A 17,827-nucleotide genomic window follows, 5' to 3' on the forward strand; every position below is an offset into this window, starting at 1 on the left:
AGGCCCGCCCATGAAGCTCTCCATCGTCGTCCCCTGCTACAACGAAGAGGCCGTCATAAGCCGCTTCGACGACACGATCCGCACGGTCCTGGCCCCACTCGCCGTCGAGTACGAACTGTGTTACGTGGACGACGGCAGCGCCGACGGCACCCTGCACCGGTTGCGCACCCTCGCCCAGCAGCACCCCAGCACCACCCGCTATGTCTCCTTCAGCCGCAACTTCGGCAAGGAGCCCGCGATGCTGGCCGGTCTCCGGGAAGCCACCGGCGACGCGGTGATCATCATGGACGCCGATCTCCAGCACCCGCCGGAGCTGATCGAGAAGATGCTCGACCTCTACCAGCTCGGCCACGACCAGGTCGTCGCCAAGCGCAGCCGGGAGGGCGACAAACGGCTGCGGTCCGCGCTCAGCAGGCTCTACTACCGCGCCGTCAACACCTGGGTCGATGTCGAACTCACCGACGGCGTGGGCGACTTCCGGCTGCTGTCCCGTACGGCCGTGGACGCCCTGATCTCGCTGCCGGAGTACAACCGCTTCTCCAAGGGCCTGTTCTCCTGGATCGGTTTCGACACCGTCACCTTCGACTACCGCAACGCCGCCCGGGAGGCCGGCGAGACGAAGTGGCGCTTCGGCTCGCTGATCAACTACGGGATCGACGGCCTGATCTCGTTCAACTGCCGCCCGCTGCGGCTGGCCATCTACGCCGGGCTCAGCCTGGCCTCGCTCGCCGCGGTCTACACCCTGTGGATCATCGGTGCCGCCCTCGCCGGCGGTGTCACCGCGCCCGGCTATGTGACGCTGGTGGCCATCACGGTCGGCCTGGGCGGGGTGCAGATGGTGATGCTCGGGCTGATCGGCGAGTACATCGGCCGGATCTACTACGAGTCCAAGCGGCGGCCGCACTTCCTCGTCAAGGAGACCGACGGCACGGCCCGCACCCGCCCCCCGGCAGGGGCCGCGGCGGTCGCCGCCGTCGCCGGGTCCGCGAACACCGCGTGCTCCCCCGGCTCCGCCCGGCGCACCCCGCAGGCCGGCTGATGGGGCGGCCGACCCGCCGGCTGCCGTCGGCCGACCAGTGGGGCAGGCTCGCGCGCTTCGCCGTCGTCGGCGGGGTCAACACCGGGACGTTCTACCTCTGTTATCTGCCGCTGCACCGGGTGCTGCCGTATTTCGCGGCGTACACCGCCGGTTTCCTGGTGAGCCTGACCGGTTCGTTCTTCCTGAACACGTACTTCACCTACCGCACCCGGCCGTCCTGGCGGAAGTTCCTGCTCTTCCCCCTGACCCAGGTCACCAACTACGCGGTACAGAGCGCGGGTCTGGTGGCGCTGGTGGGCTGGTGCGGGCTCAGCAGTACGGTGGCGCCGCTGCTGGCGGCGCTGCTCGCGATCCCGTTCACCTATCTGGTCTCCCGGCGGATACTGCTGCCGGGCCGCCGGAAGGCCGCCGCGGACCCGCGGGCGGCCGGCCCCGGCGGCTCCCCGGCTCAGACCGCGCCGTCGCCGCCGGTCCGCTCCAACGAACCGGCCTGAGCCCGCCAGCCCTCGAACGGCGCGGTCAGGCCGGCCGCCGTCTGATGGGCCGCGTACAGCCTGCCGTCGTTGCCGAGCGCCACCACGACGGCCCGGCCGGCGCCGTCCTGGGCAACCCCGGCCGCCGCGGAGTGCGCCACCCTCCCCCGCTGCCAGGGCTCCGGTTCGTCCTCGGCCATCGCGACCCGCACCTCGCCCGCGCCGTCCCGCGCCGCGATCACCATCTGGTCATCGAGACCGACCGGCGCCAGGGCCACCCGGCCGTAGCCGCCGACCGGATCGCACTGCGCCGTCACCTGCCAGCCGCCCATCAGCCGCTGCCGCTCGGCGATCAGCACCTGCGCGGTGTCCGGCCGGCGGTAGGCGATCCGGACCGCGCCGTCGCTCATCGGGACGATGCTGACCGGCCCGGCCGCCTCCGGCAGACCGGTGGCCGCGGCCGGCCGCGGGATCTGCCCGGCCTCCTTGGACACCCAGTGCTGCACGGTCCTGGCGCTCTGCGCGACGAGGTGGACCAGCCCGTCGGAGTCCACACACGCGTCCAGCCCGTCGATGATCTGCGGCGAGGTGTGCAGCGCGCTGACCGGGCCCTCCAGCCGCTGCCAGCGCGACCAGTCCGCGCCGCGCGCGCGACTGCGGCAGGCGACGCCGCCGTCCCAGGTCCGTACGAAGACGTGCGCCGTGCCGTCGGCGGTCGCCACCCCGGCCGGGAAACCGATCTCCAGAGATTTGACCGGGTCGGGGTCCGGGGAGCCCAGCGACTCCCAGCGCTCGAAGGTGGGCACGCCGCCCCGCGCGGTGCCCCGCTGCATCGCGCTCAGCAGCTCGCGGCGGTGGTCGCCGTCGCGGCCCGGCAGCACGGTACGGGAAGCCAGCAGCTGGAAGCCGTCGGGGTGGCACACCGCGTGGAGCTGCCCCTGGAGCAGCTCGCCGCCGATCGGGACCGGCGGGCCGAAGACGCCGCCGGCCACCTCGGTCTCGGTCCAGCTGTACGCCGCGCCGTTCCTGATCGCGAAGGCCGTGAGCCGGCCGTCCGGGTCGGGCCGGAGCCAGCCGTTGGAACCGGGCGCACGCAGCCGGGTGCTGCGGGTCCAGTTCCGCGCTCTGCCGCCGAACGTCGTCCCGCCCACCTTGCGGTCGCCGCAGCCGTCCGGGTCGCCGCACCGGCGGTGGTCGGCCCAGCCGTAGACGGACAGCAGATCGGCCTTGCGCCGGGCGGTCCTGATGTCGAGGTCGTGGGGCAGCGCGCCGTTCTCGTAGCCGAGGTAGTTCTCCACCACGGCGGGGCGGCGGTGCCCGCGCCCCCAGTAACCGGCCAGCGCCGCCTGGGTGAAGTAGGCGGAGGCGGTGTGGTCCTGGTGGTCGTAGTAGCGCAGACCGATCAGCCGGGGATCGGGGGTGGGCGGCGGCTTCTTGGGGGAATGCACCGCGTTCGGATCGAGTGTCCGGACGACCGTGGGCCGCACCCGGTCCAGCACCGCCCGCAGCGTCCGGGTGACCTGGTCACGGGTGTAGCGGTACTGCCGCGGTACGGGGGTGCCGGTGGGACGCAGCGTGGGGAGGGTGTCGGCGACCCCGAGCCAGAGGCCGCGCAGGCTGGTGGCCCGGGGCCCCTCGACGGTCCGGGCCTCGACCAGCTCCAGGAAGATCAGCTGGTGCCACGGCGCGGCACGCAGGGTCTGCATCTCCACCTGGAAGCCGGGGAGCAGCGAGAGGGCCACCACGTCCCAGGGGCCGTCGGGGTCACCGGTGGCCATCACCGCGTGCGCGGCGCGCATCCCGTTCATCCGGGCGCGGGCGAAGGCGGCCCGGTCCCACGGGACGCGGCCGCGGTCGGGGGTGCCCGGTCCGGCGTTGTGGCCGTCGGACTCACCGCCCGTCAGACAGACCGTCACCGAGCGGGCGCCGCTGCGGATGGACTGCTCCAGGTCCGGGTTCATGAAGAACAGCGCGTCGTCCGGGTGCGCGATGACGTGCAGGAACACCTGGTCGGCGGCGGCCGTGGCGGACCGCCGGGCGCCGGCCGGCCCGGCGTGCCGCGGCTCGTCCGGGGAGACCCAGGCCCAGACCCCCGCACCGGCCGAGGCCGCGACCAGAGCGCCGCCGGTCACCTGGAGCAGTCGGCGGCGGGACATACGGGGCGGGCGCGCAGGCACTCGGCATCTCCTCCGCGACACGCAACGGCGCCGCATCGATGGACGGACCCCGGAGGGACAGACCCATTCAGACACAGCGGGACCCTGCCGGACGCCACCGGACACGGCCCGACACGCCGTGAAAGGCCCGGTCCGCAGTCGCCGTCCGGCCGCGATCGGGTCGCGGGCGCGGTCGCGGGCGCGGTCGCGGTCCGGTCACGCCCGGCCGCCCGGCCCGCCTTCGCCGCGTGCCCGGCCCGCCGCACCGCCCGTCCGGCTCAGCGCCCGCCGAGCGCGCCGACGACCGCCGCCGACAGCTCGTCGAGATAGCCGGCCGGCAGGTCGTCGCGGACGACCAGCAGCCGCCAGTACAGCGGCCCGGTCATCAGGTCCAGGGCCAGCCGGCCGTCGGCCCCGGCCGGGATCTCGCCGCGTTCGACGGCCCGCGCCACCATCGCCGCCGCGACGCTCTCCTGGCTGTCGTGCAGCGTGGCCTTGAGCGCCCCCGCCAGCTCCGGGCTGCGGGCCGCCTCGGCCAGCAGGTCGGGGATGATCTGCGACGCCATCGGGTGCCGCAGCGCGCGGGCCGCGACCTCCAGCATCATCCGCACATCGCCGCGCAGCGACCCGGTGTCCGGGGTCGGCAGACCGACCGCGACCACCGCGGAGACCACGTCGAGTACGAGGTGGAGCTTGGAGCGCCAGCGCCGGTAGACGGCGGTCTTGCCGACGCCCGCGCGCCGGGCGATGCCCTCGACCGACATCCGGGCGAAGCCGACCGCGGCCAGTTCCGCGAAGACCGCGGCGCGGATGGCCTCGGTCTTCTCCGCCCGCAGCACGGCGGCGCCGGCCGGGGCCCGTTTCGCCGTCGCGGGGGTGCCTTCGGTGCCCTCTTCTGCCATGGCGTGATCATAGCGTCACGACGCTACGGTTGCGTTTCGACCTCACCCCGCCCTACTGTCGGCGTCACGACGATACGGACCCGTTCCGTCGTAATGCGTCTCACGCCCCTGACGTCGTCACGTACGAAGGCGGCCCCATGCCCCAGACCCTCGCTCCCCCGGCCCCGGCCCCGGCCCCCGCACGGGCCCCCGCCCCCGGCGCGGTCCCCGACCCGGAGCTGCGCGCACTGGCCGAACGCCACGGCCTGGCGGTGAGCGGCGCCCGCCCGCCGCTGCCCGAATACACCCGCCGGCTCTGGGCCCGCCGGCACTTCATCGCCGCGTTCGCCACCGCCCGGCTCACCTCGATGTACACCACCGCCCGGCTCGGCCAGCTCTGGCAGGTGATGACCCCGCTGCTCAACGCGGGCGTCTACTACTTGATCTTCGGCCTGCTGCTGCACACCAGCCGCGGCGTCCCGAACTTCATCCCGTTCCTGTGCACCGGCATCTTCGTCTTCACCTTCACCCAGTCCACGGTGCTGGCGGGCACCCGCGCCATCTCCGGCAACCTCGGCCTGGTCCGCGCGCTGCACTTCCCGCGCGCCTGCCTGCCGATCGCGTACACCCTCATCCAGCTCCAGCAGCTGCTCTTCTCGATGGGCGTGCTCGCCGCCATCGTGCTGCTCTGCGGGGTGCCGCTGACCTGGCACTGGCTGCTGATGGTCCCGGCTCTGCTGCTCCAGTCCGTCTTCAACACCGGGCTCGCGATGGTGCTGGCCAGGATCGGGGCGCGGTCCGCCGACACCGCCCAGCTGATGCCGTTCGTCCTGCGTACCTGGATGTACGCCTCGGGCGTCTTCTACAACATCTCGGTCTTCACCCAGCACGCGCCCCAGGCGGTCGTGGTGGCCCTGAACGCCAACCCCGCGCTGATCTACATCGATCTGATGCGGTACGCCCTGATCGACACCGTGCGGGCCGGCACCCTGCCGGCGCACGTCTGGCCGATGGCCCTGGGCTGGGCACTGCTGTCCGGCGCCGTCGGATACGTCTTCTTCTGGAAGGCGGAGGAGGAGTACGGCCGTGGCTGACACCGACACCCGCACCGGGCGCCCCGCTCCGGCACCCGCCACCGGCCCGCACCCCGCGGCCGACGCGGCCGGCGCCCCCACCGTCATCGCCGACGATGTGCACATCGTCTACAAGGTGCACGGCGCGGGCAGCGGCCGGGGCAGCGCCGTCTCCGCGCTGAGCCGGCTCGCCCGCCGTACCGCGGCCGCCGGCACCCGCGAGGTGCACGCTGTCAGGGGGGTCACCTTCGTCGCCCGCAAGGGCGAGGCGATCGGCCTGATCGGCTCCAACGGGTCCGGGAAATCCACCCTGCTGCGCGCCGTCGCCGGACTGCTGCCGCCCGCGAGCGGCCGGGTCTACACCCACGGCCAGCCCTCGCTGCTGGGCGTCAACGCCGCGCTGATGAACGACCTGACCGGCGAGAAGAACGTCGTCCTCGGCGGTCTGGCCATGGGCCTGAGCCGCGAGGAGGTCCGCGAGCGCTACCAGGACATCGTCGACTTCTCCGGCATCGACGAGAAGGGCGACTTCATCTCGCTGCCGATGCGCACCTATTCCTCCGGTATGGCGGCCCGTCTGCGCTTCTCCATCGGCGCCGCCAGGAACCACGACGTGCTGCTGATCGACGAGGCACTGGCCACCGGCGACCGTGCCTTCCAGCGCCGCTCCGAGGAGCGCATCCGCGAACTGCGCGAGGAGGCCGGCACGGTCTTCCTCGTCAGCCACAACAACAACTCCATCCGCGACACCTGCGACCGCGTGCTGTGGCTGGAGAAGGGCGAACTGCTGATGGACGGCCCGACCGAGGACGTCCTTGCGGCGTACGAGGACTTCCGCTAGCCCGCACCCGGCACGGACGCCGCCACCCGGCCGGACCGCGCCGCGCCCGCATACGGCGGACGGCCCCGGAGCAGGAGCTCCGGGGCCGTCCGCCGTTCGTCCGCGGTCCGGCCGACCGTCAGCTGTGCGTCCGCAGCAGCGTACGCATCGTGCGCATGGCGACCGAGAGGTTCGCCAGGTCGAAGCCCTCCGACCCGTAGATCTCCTCCAGCGTGGCGCGGGCGCGGCCGAGGATCGCCGCGTTCTTCTCCTCCCACGCCTTGAACCGCTGCTCGGGCGTCGCGGAGCCGTTGCCCACCGACAGCACGTCCGCGGTCAGCGCCGCATGGGCCGCGAAGAGGTCCTCACGGATCGAGGCGCGGGCCATCGACTGCCAGCGGTCGTTGCGCGGCAGCTCCAGGATGCGGTCCAGGAGCTGGTTGATCCGCAGCCGCTCGCCCAGGTCGTAGTAGACCTCGGCGACATCCAGCGGCTCCTTGCCGGTGCGGTCCGCGACGGCGACGATGTCCAGCGCCGGGAAGACCGACGAGAAACCGGCCACCCGCACGGCCAGCTCCTCGGGCACGCCCGCGACGGTCAGCTCCGCCAGAATCGTCTGGTACCACTCCAGGTCACGGCCCTGGAGCAGCTTCGGCACCTGCGCCCAGACGTCGGCGACCCGCTCGGTGAAGAAGTCGATGGTCTCCGACAGCGCCAGCGGCTGCGGGCGGTTGTTGAGCAGCCAGCGGGTGCCGCGCTCCACCAGGCGGCGGCTGTGCAGCCGGATACGGGTCTGGACGTCGGCCGCGACGACGTTGTCCAGCGCCTCGACCTCGTCCCACACCTCGCCCAGCGCGAAGATGGCCCGCGCCGCGGTGTGCGCCCGCACGACCTCTTCCAGGGACGCGCCGGTCTCCTCCCGCATCCGGTGCAGGAAGCTCGTACCGCCGGTGTTGACGGTGTCGTTGACCAGCACCGTCGTGACGATCTCGCGGCGCAGCGCATGGGTGTCGACCTGCTCGGCGAACCGCTCGTGCAGCGCCGAGGGGAAGTAGGCGTGCAGCAGGCGCTGGAGGTACGGATCGTCCGGCAGCCCGGTCTTGATCAGTGCGTCGGCGACCGTGATCTTGGTGTACGCCAGGAGCACCGCGGTCTCCGGCTGGGTCAGCCCGCGGCCGGCGGTCAGCCGCTCACGGATCTGCCGTTCGGTGGGCAGGAACTCCAGCGCCCGGTCGAGGCGGCCGTCGCGCACCAGGCGGCGCATGAAGCGCTGCTGGGCGTAGAGCATGCTCGCGGACTGGGCCTGCGCCAGCGCCAGCGCGGTGTTCTGCGCGTAGTTGTTGCGCAGCACCAGCGCGCCGACCTCGTCGGTCATCTCGGCGAGCAGCGTGTTGCGCTGCTTGACCGTCATATCGCCGTTGGCGACGACCGCGTTGAGCAGGATCTTGATGTTCACCTCGTGGTCGGAGGTGTCCACACCGGCGCTGTTGTCGATCGCGTCGGTGTTGATCTTCCCGCCGGCGGCGGCGAACTCGATCCGGCCCAGCTGGGTGCATCCGAGGTTGCCGCCCTCGCCGACGATCTTGGTCCGCAGGTCCTCGCCGTTGACCCGGATCGCGTCGTTCGACTTGTCGCCCACATCGGCGTTCGACTCCGCCGAGGACTTCACGTACGTACCGATGCCGCCGTTCCACAGCAGGTCCACCGGCGCCTTGAGGATGGCCTGCATCAGATCGGCCGGCGTCATCTTCTTCACGCCGGCGTCGATGCCGAGGGCGGCCCGCACCTGCGCGTTGATCGGAATGGACTTGGCCGTCCGGGGGTGGATGCCGCCGCCCTGTGAGAGCAGGCCGGTGTCGTAGTCGGCCCAGGAGGAACGGGGCAGCTCGAAGAGCCGGCGGCGCTCGGCGTAGGAGACCGCGGCGTCCGGCGACGGGTCGAGGAAGATGTGCCGGTGGTCGAAGGCGGCGACCAGGCGGATGTGCTCGCTCAGCAGCATGCCGTTGCCGAAGACGTCACCGGACATGTCGCCGACGCCGACCGCGGTGAAGTCCTCGCGCTGGCAGTCATGGCCCAGCTCGCGGAAGTGCCGCTTGACCGACTCCCAGGCACCCCGGGCGGTGATGCCCATGCCCTTGTGGTCGTATCCGGCGCTGCCGCCGGACGCGAAGGCGTCGCCGAGCCAGAAGCCGTACGACTCGGCGACCTCGTTGGCGATGTCGGAGAACGTCGCGGTGCCCTTGTCGGCGGCGACGACCAGGTACGTGTCGTCCACGTCGTGCCGGACGACGCCCTGCGGATGCACGACCTCGCCGCCCACGAGGTTGTCGGTGATGTCGAGCAGACCGGAGATGAAGGTCTTGTAGCTGGCGATGCCCTCGGCCAGCCACGCGTCCCGGTCCACCGCCGGGTCCGGCAGCTGCTTGCCGACGAAGCCGCCCTTGGCGCCGACCGGCACGATGACGGTGTTCTTGACCATCTGCGCCTTGACCAGGCCGAGGACCTCGGTACGGAAGTCCTCCCGGCGGTCGGACCAGCGCAGACCACCGCGGGCGACCTTGCCGAACCGCAGGTGGACGCCCTCGACCCGCGGGGAGTACACCCAGATCTCGTACGCCGGGCGGGGCGCGGGCAGGTCGGGGATAGCCTGCGGGTCGAGCTTGAGGGACAGGTAGGGGTGCGAGCGGCCCGCGCTGTCCTTCTGGTAGTGGTTCGTGCGCAGCGTCGCCTTGATGACGGTGAGGAAGGAGCGCAGGATGCGGTCCTCGTCCAGCGAGGCCACCTGGTCGAGCGCGCCGTCCAGCTCCTCCAGCAGCCCGTCGGTCAGCTCCGTACCGGCCCGCTGCCGGTCCGGGGACATCCGCGCCTCGAAGAGGGAGACCAGCAGCCGGGTGGTGTGGACGTTGTTGGAGAGGGTGTCCTCCATGTACGCCTGGCTGAAGGTCGCACCGGCCTGCCGCAGGTACTTGGCGTACGCCCGCAGCACCATCACCTGGCGCCAGTCGAGGCCGGCCCGCAGCACCAGCGTGTTGAAGTTGTCGCTCTCGGCCGCGCCGGTCCACACCGCGGCGAACGCGTCCTGGAAGCGCTCACGGGCGTCGTCACCGTTGACGCGGTCGGGCATCCGCAGCCCGAAGTCGTAGATCCACGCGAGGGTGGAGTCGGCGCAGCGCAGCTCGTGCGGGCGCTCGTCGACGACCTCGACACCCAGGCGGTTCAGGCCCGGCAGCACCCGGGACAGCGAGACCGGCTCGCCCCGGCGGTAGATCTTGAAGCGGCGCTCGTTGGGGCCCGCGCCGACCGGCTCGTAGAGGCTGACCGCGAAGTCCTCCCCCGGGGTGAGGGTGAGCTTCTCCAGGTGCTGGAGGTCGGCGACCGCGCTGCGCGGGGAGTTGTCGGCCTTGTAGCCCTCGGGGAAGGCATGGCCGTAGCGGCGCAGCAGCTCCGCGGCGTGCTCCTCGCCGACCTCGGCGGTCAGCGCCTCGGCGAAGCCGTCGGCCCAGGAGCGGGCGGCCTCCACCAGGCGGCCTTCGATGCGCTCCACATCGGCGTCGGTGAGGTCCGGGAGGGTCGTACCGGGCGCGACCCGGACGACGAAGTGCAGCCGGGAGAGGATCGACTCGGTGTTCCAGGCCGTGAAGTCGACGCTGGTGCCGGAGAGCTCCTCCTTGAGGATGTCGATCAGCCGCAGCCGGACACCGGTGGTGTAGCGGTCGCGCGGGAGGTAGACCAGCGCGGAGTAGTAGCGGCCGTACTCGTCCTGGCGGAGGTACAGGCGCAGCCGGCGGCGCTCCTGGAGGTAGAGCACGCTGGTGGCGATGGCGCGCAGTTCGCCGACCGGGGTCTGGAACAGCTCGTCGCGCGGGTAGGTCTCCAGGATCTGCATCAGGTCGCGGCCGTCGTGGCTGTTGGGGGTGAACCCCGCGCCTTCGAGGACCTCGGCGACCTTGCGGCGGATGACCGGGACGCGGCGTACGGACTCGGTGTACGCGGCGGAGGAGAACAGCCCCAGGAAGCGGCGCTCGCCGACGACGTTGCCGTCGGCGTCGAACTTCTTGACCCCGACGTAGTCGAGGTAGGAGGGGCGGTGGACGGTGGCGCGGCTGTTGGCCTTGGTCAGGATGAGCAGCTTGTGCTCACGGGCCTTGGCGCGGGCGTCCGCGGGCAGCCGGTTGAAGGACGGCGAGACGGGGTGGCCCTCGTCGGCCTCGGTGTGCGAGGGGTCGGCGCGCAGGATGCCCAGGCCGGTGCCGGGCACGGCGGTCAGCGCGTCCTCCTCGACACCGCCCTCACCGGGCGCGGAGGTCAGCGCGTACTCGCGGTAGCCGAGGAAGGTGAAGTGGTCGGCGGCCAGCCACCGCAGCAGCTCCCGGGCCTCGTCGATCTCCTGGTCGCGCAGGTCGTCGGCGGTGGGCTCGGCGGGCAGCTCATCGGCGATGCGCAGGGCGGCGCCGCGCATCTTCTCCCAGTCCTCGACGGCCTCACGGACGTCGGACAGCACCCGCAGCAGATCCGCGGTGATCTGCTTGAGGTCCGCGCGGTCGGTCTCGCGGTCGATCTCGACGTGGATCCAGGATTCGCGGACCGCGTCGTGCGGCAGCTTCGTGGCCTTGCCCTTGCCGGTGCGGGCGTGCGCGTCACCGTGGGAGTCGAGGACCTCGATGAGCTGGCCGGTGACATCCCGGCGGACGGTCACCTGCGGGTGGATCACGACGTGGATGCCACGCCCCTGCCGCGAGAGCTCGTTGGTGACCGAGTCGACCAGGAAGGGCATGTCGTCGGTGACGACCTCGACGACGGAGTGGCTGGACATCCAGCCGTTCTCCTCGACCGTCGGGGTGTGCACCCGGACGTTCGCGGTGCCCTGCGGACGGTTCTCGGCGAGGCGGTAGTGGGAGAGCGCGGCGCCGAAGACATCGACCGGGTCACGGCCCGCGAGGTCCTCCGGGGCGGTGTGCAGGTAGTAGCGCTGGAGGTATCCCGTGAGGGTCTCCTGGTCGAGACCTCGTCCCGGGGTCTGACCCCCGGCCGGGTTGCTTTCAACGACCCGGGCGGCCCTGGCGAGCAGCTCGGTCTTGGCTTCGTCCAGCTTGGTCTGCATGTCCTCTGGCTCCTGTCGCGCGCCGTTGCGTGACGTTGTGGAAGAACTCCGTGGAAGCTGCACAACGCCGCCGTGACGCGAGGTGTCCGGTCGGTGCCGACGCTATGCCGCGCTGAGAGATGGCCGTGCCGATATCGACTCTTTTTGACAAAGACGACATGCACTCTTGGCCGCGAAGATCAGCCATCGCCCGGTCACTGTGGTGCCCCGGGCGCACGGCAGGGGCCTCGACGCCCCCGCGAGTTATCGCGCTGATCACGCTGCAAGGCTATCGCTCCTCGCACGGATGCCGTCATGAGCCGTGTGTGTACAAAACCACACCCGGAACTTGGCCGCTCCGGACAACACTTCCCAGGTCCGCGCGCACGGGCGCGAGAACACGCGGGGAGCGCGCGCCGCTACGTGGCGAGATCGCCCGCCGCCTCGACCGCCTCCGCGAGGCTGTCCACCACCGGCACCCCGGCGGCCGCCAGGCTGTCGCGGCTGTGCGAGCCCCCGGTGTAGAGCACCGCGTGCGCGCCCGCGTGCAGCGCGGCCACCGCGTCGTCCACCGCGTCGCCGATCACGACCGTACGCCCCGGATCCACGCTCTCCAGCGCGGCCAGATGACGCACCATCTGCCGGCTCTTGGTGCCCCCGGACGGCCCGGTCCGGCCGTCCACCCGCACGAAGCGCGACTCGATCCCGAAGCCGCGCACCAGGGGTATCAGCTCGTCGTGGCCGTACATGCTGAGGATCGACTGGCTGCGGCCGCCCGCCTGCCACTGGGCCAGCAGCCCGTCCGCCCCCGCGGCGAGCCCACAGCCCACCCGGTGCGCGGTGTAGTGGCGGTGGAACGCCTCGTCCATCATCAGCCACTCGGCGTCCGTCGGCAGCCGCCCCATCAGCCGCTCGTAGAACCGCGGCACGGGCACGCAGTACAGCTCGCGGTACCGCTCCAGCGTGAGGGGGTCCAGGCCGATCTCCGCGAAGGCGGAGTTGGTCGCCCCGATGACGGCGTCGACGTCGTCGAAGAGCGTGCCGTTCCAGTCCCAGACGATATGTGCGGCGTGCTTCGCCATGCGGTTCCCCATACCTTTCCCCCGGTGCGTCCCCATGCAGAAAAAGTTACCCGCCCCCACTGACAACGCGGCGAACCGGGCCCGCATCCGCCGCCCGGCCGACCGGCTGAGCGACCGACGACCGGCGGCCGACCGACCGCCTGCTCGCCTACCCGCCCGCCGGTCAGCCGATCAGGTGCGGAATCTCCTGCACGCCGAACCACATCAGATCGTGGTCCGCCGCGCCGTCCACCGTGAACTGCGCGTCGTCATCGCCCTGGTCCGCCGCGCCCAGCGCCGCCGCGGCCGCCGCGACCTCCGCCTCCGCGTCCGCGGCGTCCACATGCACCGCCGCGGCCTTCGCCAGCGGCACCGGCCCGGCGACCCGCACCTCGCCCAGCGACGCGGGGTCCAGCCCCCGGTCCGGGTCCGCGACCGCCGCCCCCTCCGGCACGTCCAGCGCCACCACCACCCGCCGCCGCGCGGCCTGCGGGTTCCCGGCGAGCAGCCGCAGCGAGGACTGGGCCGCGCGGTTCAGCGCCGCGTACTCCAGCTCCTCGATGTCGTCCGAGACGTACCACTCGCGCAGCGCGGGCGTGACGGCGTACGCGTCCACGGGACCGGGCCCCAGCTCACCGCTCTTGTACGCCGCTGCGAGACCGGGCAGGGTCAGGGGGACATAGACGCGCATGGCTGCCGCTTTCGCTCAGTTCGCTCGACTCCGGGGAAATGCCCAGTCAGCATACGGGCGTGCGTCCCCCATCGTGGCGTCCGCACGCCCTCCGTGCCGCCCGTCCCAGGAGCCCGCTCCGACCCCGTTCCGAGGCCGCGTACCGGGCCCGCGACACGGACAGGTGAACTCCGCGCACCCCGCGCCACCGGCCCGCCGCGCCTTGCCGCCGCCCCGCCCCCGCCGATAGAGATCTCCCACCAAAGCTACCGCCCGGTAATACCCGGGCCCGGCAGAACGGGGGCACTCACCATGACCGGCACCACCACCGTCCCGACCCGCACCACCGCACCCGCACCCGCACCCACGCCCACAGCTCCCGGCACCCACCCCACCGAGCACGCGGCCCCGGAACCGACACCGACACCCGCCCCCGCACCCACCGTCCCGCACCAGCGTCGGACCCCCGGCCACCCCCACGCCACCCGCCCCACAGCACCCACAGCCACCGCCACCACAGCCCCCCTGGCCCCCGCGGACGCCCCGGCCGACGAACCGCGGACGGCAACCGCGCGGACACGTACGACGGGGGTCAGGATCTCCCGGACGGGTACGGCAGCCACCGGAATGCCCACCGCACCGCACCCGGACCGCCCCGGAACAGCCACGCCCCAGGGCCGCCCCGCCGACATCCGGAGCGCGGCGCCCGGAGCCGCACCCACGACCGGCCCACAGCCGAGCACCACCGCACCAACCGGCCCTCCCGACACCACCGACCGCATCGAGCTCACCGGCTCCACCGCCCCCACCGGCGGCCCTACCGGCCCCAGCACCCCCCTCACCCGCCGCGCTCCCCGCCGCCCCACCGGCGGACCTGGACGCGCCCCGGACCGCACCCGGCGCCCAGCCGCCCCCGCGGTCACCACCCGCACCACCCCGGGCCGCACAACTCCTGACCGGCCCGCCACCAGCACACCGGCCCCGGACCGCAGCGCCCCGGACCGCCCGGCACCCAGCGGCCCACGCCCCGCCGGCCCACGCCCCAGCGGCCCGCGCCTCACCCGGCCCGCCGCCTACGCCCCTGGCAACACGTACGTCCCTGGCACCACATACCCCGACCGGACCACGCGGGACCGGCCCGCCACCCTCACCGACCTCACCGCCGCCACGGCCGCCGCGCGCCGCCGGCCGGACGCCGGCGGCGCTCCGCTGCCGACCGTGGGGGCCCGGCGGCGCGCCCACGAGCACCGTCCGCACCACTGGTTCGCGCATCAGCTGCTGCTCACGCTCAGCGGGCAGCGGCCGGTGCACGCCCTGCTGGGCCACGCGCTGCCGGCCGCCTACGACCGGCTGGTGGAGCTGGCCCCGCAGGCACCGCTGCGGCCCGCCACCGGCCCGGGGCGCCGCGCGCCCGCGCCGTCCGTCCGTGACTGCGGGCTGTGCCGGCCGCGTGGCGGCGTCATCGAGGCGTTCGCCCGGATCGCGGCCGGGGAACGGCTGCGGGCCCTCGCGTTCCGGCTGGAGCTCGGCGCCGACTCGCGCTGGCGCTGCGCCGCCCTCGACATCGGCCCGACCTGCGCGGTCCGGGGCCCGGCCGGCTAGCGGACACCGACAGCGACAGGGGCGCCCCGGCCGATGACCGGCCGGGGCGCCCCTGTCCGGTGCGGTCCGTACCCGGACCGCACCACTGAGCTCACTACGCGACGCTCACTTCTTGCGGCGGCGCCCGCCGCTCTTCTGAGCCTTGCGGCGCTCCGCGCGGGTCAGGCCGTCCGCCTCGGAGCGAGCCGGGGAGCCGCCGTCCTCGTCGCTCGCGAAGTCCCCCTCGACGACACCGCCCTCACCGTCGACCGTCGGCGCCGAGAAGTGCAGCCGGTCCGGCCGCTGCGGCGCGTCCAGGCCCTTGGCGCGGATCTCCGGACGGCCCGCACCGGCCGGCACCGCCTCCGGCACGTCCTTCTCCAGCGACGTCCGGTCCGCGGAAGCCTGCACCGGCACCTCCTCGACCTGCTGCTCGACCTGGACCTCCAGGTTGAACAGGTAGCCGACGGACTCCTCCTTGATGCCCTCCATCATCGCGGTGAACATGTCGAAGCCCTCGCGCTGGTACTCGACCAGCGGGTCCTTCTGGGCCATGGCCCGCAGGCCGATGCCCTCCTGGAGGTAGTCCATCTCGTAGAGGTGCTCACGCCACTTGCGGTCCAGGACGGACAGGACGACCCGGCGCTCCAGCTCGCGCATGACCTCCGAGCCGAGCTGCTCCTCACGGGCGGCGTACTGCTCGTAGATGTCGTCCTTGACGGCGTCCGCGATGAAGTCGGCGGTGATCCCGGCGCGGTCGCCGGCCTCCTCCTCCAGCTCCTCGATGCGCACCTTGACCGGGTAGAGCTGCTTGAACGCGCCCCACAGACGGTCCAGGTCCCATTCCTCGGCGAACCCCTCGACCGTCTCCGCCTGGATGTAGGCGTCGATGGTGTCGTCCATGAAGTGCTTGACCTGGTCGTGCAGGTCCTCGCCTTCGAGGACGCGGCGGCGCTCGCCGTAGATGACCTCGCGCTGACGGTTGAGGACCTCGTCGTACTTGAGGACGTTCTTACGCGTCTCGAAGTTCTGCTGCTCGACCTGCGACTGGGCGGACGCGATCGCCCGCGTCACCATCTTGTTCTCGATGGGCACATCGTCGGGAACGTTGGCCATCGCCATGACCCGCTCGACCATCTGGGCCTTGAACAGCCGCATCAGGTCGTCGCCCAGCGAGAGGTAGAACCGGGACTCGCCGGGGTCGCCCTGACGGCCGGAGCGGCCGCGCAGCTGGTTGTCGATACGGCGCGACTCGTGCCGCTCCGTGCCGAGGACGTAGAGCCCGCCGAGGCTCTTGACCTCCTCGAACTCCGCCTTCACCGCGGCCTCGGCCCGCTCCATGGCGGCGGGCAGCGCGGCCGCCCACTCCTCGACGTGCTCCACCGGGTCCATACCGCGCTGGCGCAGCTCCGCCTCGGCGAGGGTGTCCGGGTTGCCGCCGAGCTTGATGTCCGTACCGCGGCCGGCCATGTTCGTGGCGACGGTCACGGCGCCCTTGCGGCCGGCCTGGGCGATGATCGGCGCCTCACGGTCGTGCTGCTTGGCGTTGAGCACCTCGTGGGCGACACCGCGCTTATTGAGCTGCTGCGAGAGGTACTCGGACTTCTCGACCGAGGTGGTGCCGACCAGGATCGGCTGGCCCTTCTCGTGCTTGTCGACGATGTCCTCGACCACCGCGTCGAACTTCGCGGGCTCGGTGCGGTAGATCAGGTCGGCCTGGTCCTTGCGGACCATCGGCCGGTTCGTCGGGATCGGCACGACGCCGAGCTTGTAGATCTGGTGGAACTCGGCGGCCTCGGTCATGGCCGTACCGGTCATTCCGGAGAGCTTGTCGTAGAGGCGGAAGAAGTTCTGGAGGGTGATCGTGGCGAGCGTCTGGTTCTCGTCCTTGATCTCCACCCCCTCCTTCGCCTCGATGGCCTGGTGCATGCCCTCGTTGTAGCGGCGGCCGGCGAGGATACGGCCGGTGTGCTCGTCGACGATCATGACTTCGCCGTCGATGACGACGTAGTCCTTGTCGTTCTTGAACAGTTCCTTGGCCTTGATCGCGTTGTTCAGGTAACCGACGAGCGGGGTGTTCACCGACTCGTACAGATTGTCGATACCCAGCCAGTTCTCGACCTTGCTGACGCCGGACTCGTGGATACCGACGGTGCGCTTCTTCTCGTCGATGTCGTAGTCGCCGGTCTCCTCGACCCCGCGCTGCGGGTTGGCGGCCTCGCCCTTCTTCAGGCGGCGCACCAGCTTGGCGAAATCGCCGTACCACTTGGTGGCCGAGTCCGCCGGGCCGGAGATGATCAGCGGCGTACGGGCCTCGTCGACGAGGATCGAGTCGACCTCGTCCACGATCGCGAAGTTGTGGCCACGCTGGACGAGTTCATCCTGCGACCAGGCCATGTTGTCGCGCAGATAGTCGAAGCCGAACTCGTTGTTCGTGCCGTACGTGATGTCGTAGCCGTACTGCTCACGGCGCTGGGTCGGCGTCATGTCGGCGAGGATGCAACCGACCTCCAGCCCCAGGAACTTGTGGACCCGGCCCATCATCTCGGAGTCGCGCTCGGCCAGATAGTCGTTGACCGTGATCAGATGGACGCCCTTGCCGGAGAGCGCGTTGAGATACGCCGGGAGGGTACCCACCAGGGTCTTTCCCTCACCGGTCTTCATCTCGGCGACGTACCCGAGGTGAAGGGCCGCGCCACCCATCAGCTGGACGTCGTAGTGCCGCTGGCCGAGCACGCGCTTGGCCGCCTCACGGACCGTGGCGAACGCCTCGGGCAGCAGGTCGTCCAGGCTCTCCCCGTCCGCGTACCGCTCTTTGTACTCATCGGTGAGCGCCCGCAGCTCCGCGTCGGAGAGGGCCGCGAAGTCCTCCTCGATGGAGTTGACCTGGCCCGCGATGCGGTGCAGCTTGCGCAGGATTTTTCCTTCGCCTGCACGCATGAGCTTGTTGAAGACGGACACTTGGACTGGTCTCCTTGCCGGTCGGGCCTGCA

General features: G+C 71.9%; 11 protein-coding genes. 5 read left to right on the plus strand and 6 right to left on the minus strand.

Annotated elements, in window-relative coordinates; translation table 11 throughout:
* The first annotated feature begins 10 nt into the window (after positions 1 to 10).
* A complete protein-coding gene (locus tag ACLJWH_RS32035; RefSeq protein ID WP_411145257.1) occupies positions 11 to 1,039 on the plus strand; it encodes a glycosyltransferase family 2 protein in 1,029 nt (342 codons plus the stop codon).
* Positions 1,039 to 1,533, plus strand: a complete 495-nt coding sequence (locus ACLJWH_RS32040; RefSeq protein WP_411145258.1) for a GtrA family protein — start codon at positions 1,039 to 1,041, stop codon at positions 1,531 to 1,533. The genes ACLJWH_RS32035 and ACLJWH_RS32040 overlap by 1 nt, the downstream gene beginning before the upstream one ends.
* Here ACLJWH_RS32040 and ACLJWH_RS32045 read toward each other — a convergent pair.
* Both ACLJWH_RS32045 and ACLJWH_RS32050 read right to left on the minus strand, forming a co-directional pair.
* Positions 1,488 to 3,689 (minus strand): PIG-L family deacetylase, encoded by a 2,202-nt coding sequence (locus tag ACLJWH_RS32045; RefSeq protein ID WP_411145259.1) that lies wholly within the window; start codon positions 3,687 to 3,689, stop codon positions 1,488 to 1,490. The genes ACLJWH_RS32040 and ACLJWH_RS32045 overlap by 46 nt on opposite strands.
* A gap of 257 nt (positions 3,690 to 3,946) precedes the next feature.
* Positions 3,947 to 4,570, minus strand: a complete 624-nt coding sequence (locus ACLJWH_RS32050; protein ID WP_411145260.1) for a TetR/AcrR family transcriptional regulator — start codon at positions 4,568 to 4,570, stop codon at positions 3,947 to 3,949.
* A gap of 137 nt (positions 4,571 to 4,707) precedes the next feature.
* Between ACLJWH_RS32050 and ACLJWH_RS32055 the strand changes: the two genes are divergently transcribed.
* Both ACLJWH_RS32055 and ACLJWH_RS32060 read left to right on the plus strand, forming a co-directional pair.
* Entirely contained in the window at positions 4,708 to 5,643 is a 936-nt protein-coding gene (locus ACLJWH_RS32055) for an ABC transporter permease (RefSeq protein WP_411145261.1), read from the plus strand.
* 85 nt (positions 5,644 to 5,728) lie between these two features.
* Positions 5,729 to 6,463, plus strand: coding sequence for an ABC transporter ATP-binding protein (locus tag ACLJWH_RS32060; RefSeq protein ID WP_242641104.1), 735 nt, complete (start codon positions 5,729 to 5,731; stop codon positions 6,461 to 6,463).
* Between the two features lie 118 nt (positions 6,464 to 6,581).
* Here the strand turns inward: ACLJWH_RS32060 and ACLJWH_RS32065 are convergent, their stop codons facing one another.
* From ACLJWH_RS32065 to ACLJWH_RS32075, 3 genes are all read right to left on the minus strand, one after another.
* On the minus strand, positions 6,582 to 11,543 hold the full coding sequence (locus ACLJWH_RS32065) for an NAD-glutamate dehydrogenase (RefSeq protein ID WP_411145262.1): 4,962 nt from the start codon (positions 11,541 to 11,543) through the stop codon (positions 6,582 to 6,584).
* Positions 11,544 to 11,941: 398 nt separating this feature from the next.
* Positions 11,942 to 12,604: an HAD family hydrolase gene (locus tag ACLJWH_RS32070; RefSeq protein ID WP_411145263.1), complete on the minus strand. Its 663-nt coding sequence runs from the start codon at positions 12,602 to 12,604 to the stop codon at positions 11,942 to 11,944.
* Positions 12,605 to 12,767: 163 nt separating this feature from the next.
* Positions 12,768 to 13,274 (minus strand): DUF6912 family protein, encoded by a 507-nt coding sequence (locus tag ACLJWH_RS32075; RefSeq protein WP_411145264.1) that lies wholly within the window; start codon positions 13,272 to 13,274, stop codon positions 12,768 to 12,770.
* A 291-nt stretch (positions 13,275 to 13,565) separates the two neighbouring features.
* On the opposite strand from ACLJWH_RS32075, the gene ACLJWH_RS32080 reads away from it, so the two are divergent.
* Positions 13,566 to 14,855, plus strand: coding sequence for an Rv3235 family protein (locus tag ACLJWH_RS32080; protein WP_411145265.1), 1,290 nt, complete (start codon positions 13,566 to 13,568; stop codon positions 14,853 to 14,855).
* A 105-nt stretch (positions 14,856 to 14,960) separates the two neighbouring features.
* On the opposite strand, the gene secA is transcribed toward ACLJWH_RS32080, so the two are convergent.
* A complete protein-coding gene (secA, locus tag ACLJWH_RS32085; RefSeq protein WP_411145266.1) occupies positions 14,961 to 17,795 on the minus strand; it encodes a preprotein translocase subunit SecA in 2,835 nt (944 codons plus the stop codon).
* Positions 17,796 to 17,827 lie beyond the last annotated feature (32 nt).

It is taken from the genome of Streptomyces sp. x-80, from assembly GCF_046549095.1.
GTDB classification, from domain to species: Bacteria; Actinomycetota; Actinomycetes; order Streptomycetales; family Streptomycetaceae; genus Streptomyces; species Streptomyces celluloflavus.

Coding starts and splice junctions, on each gene's coding strand:
- ACLJWH_RS32040 (WP_411145258.1), top strand. CDS start 1,039: ATGGGGCGGCCGACCCGCCGGCTGCCGTCGGCCGACCAGTGGGGCAGG.
- ACLJWH_RS32065 (WP_411145262.1), bottom strand. CDS start 11,543: ATGCAGACCAAGCTGGACGAAGCCAAGACCGAGCTGCTCGCCAGGGCC.
- ACLJWH_RS32050 (WP_411145260.1), bottom strand. CDS start 4,570: ATGGCAGAAGAGGGCACCGAAGGCACCCCCGCGACGGCGAAACGGGCC.
- ACLJWH_RS32070 (WP_411145263.1), bottom strand. CDS start 12,604: ATGGCGAAGCACGCCGCACATATCGTCTGGGACTGGAACGGCACGCTC.
- ACLJWH_RS32055 (WP_411145261.1), top strand. CDS start 4,708: ATGCCCCAGACCCTCGCTCCCCCGGCCCCGGCCCCGGCCCCCGCACGG.
- ACLJWH_RS32035 (WP_411145257.1), top strand. CDS start 11: ATGAAGCTCTCCATCGTCGTCCCCTGCTACAACGAAGAGGCCGTCATA.
- ACLJWH_RS32080 (WP_411145265.1), top strand. CDS start 13,566: ATGACCGGCACCACCACCGTCCCGACCCGCACCACCGCACCCGCACCC.
- ACLJWH_RS32075 (WP_411145264.1), bottom strand. CDS start 13,274: ATGCGCGTCTATGTCCCCCTGACCCTGCCCGGTCTCGCAGCGGCGTAC.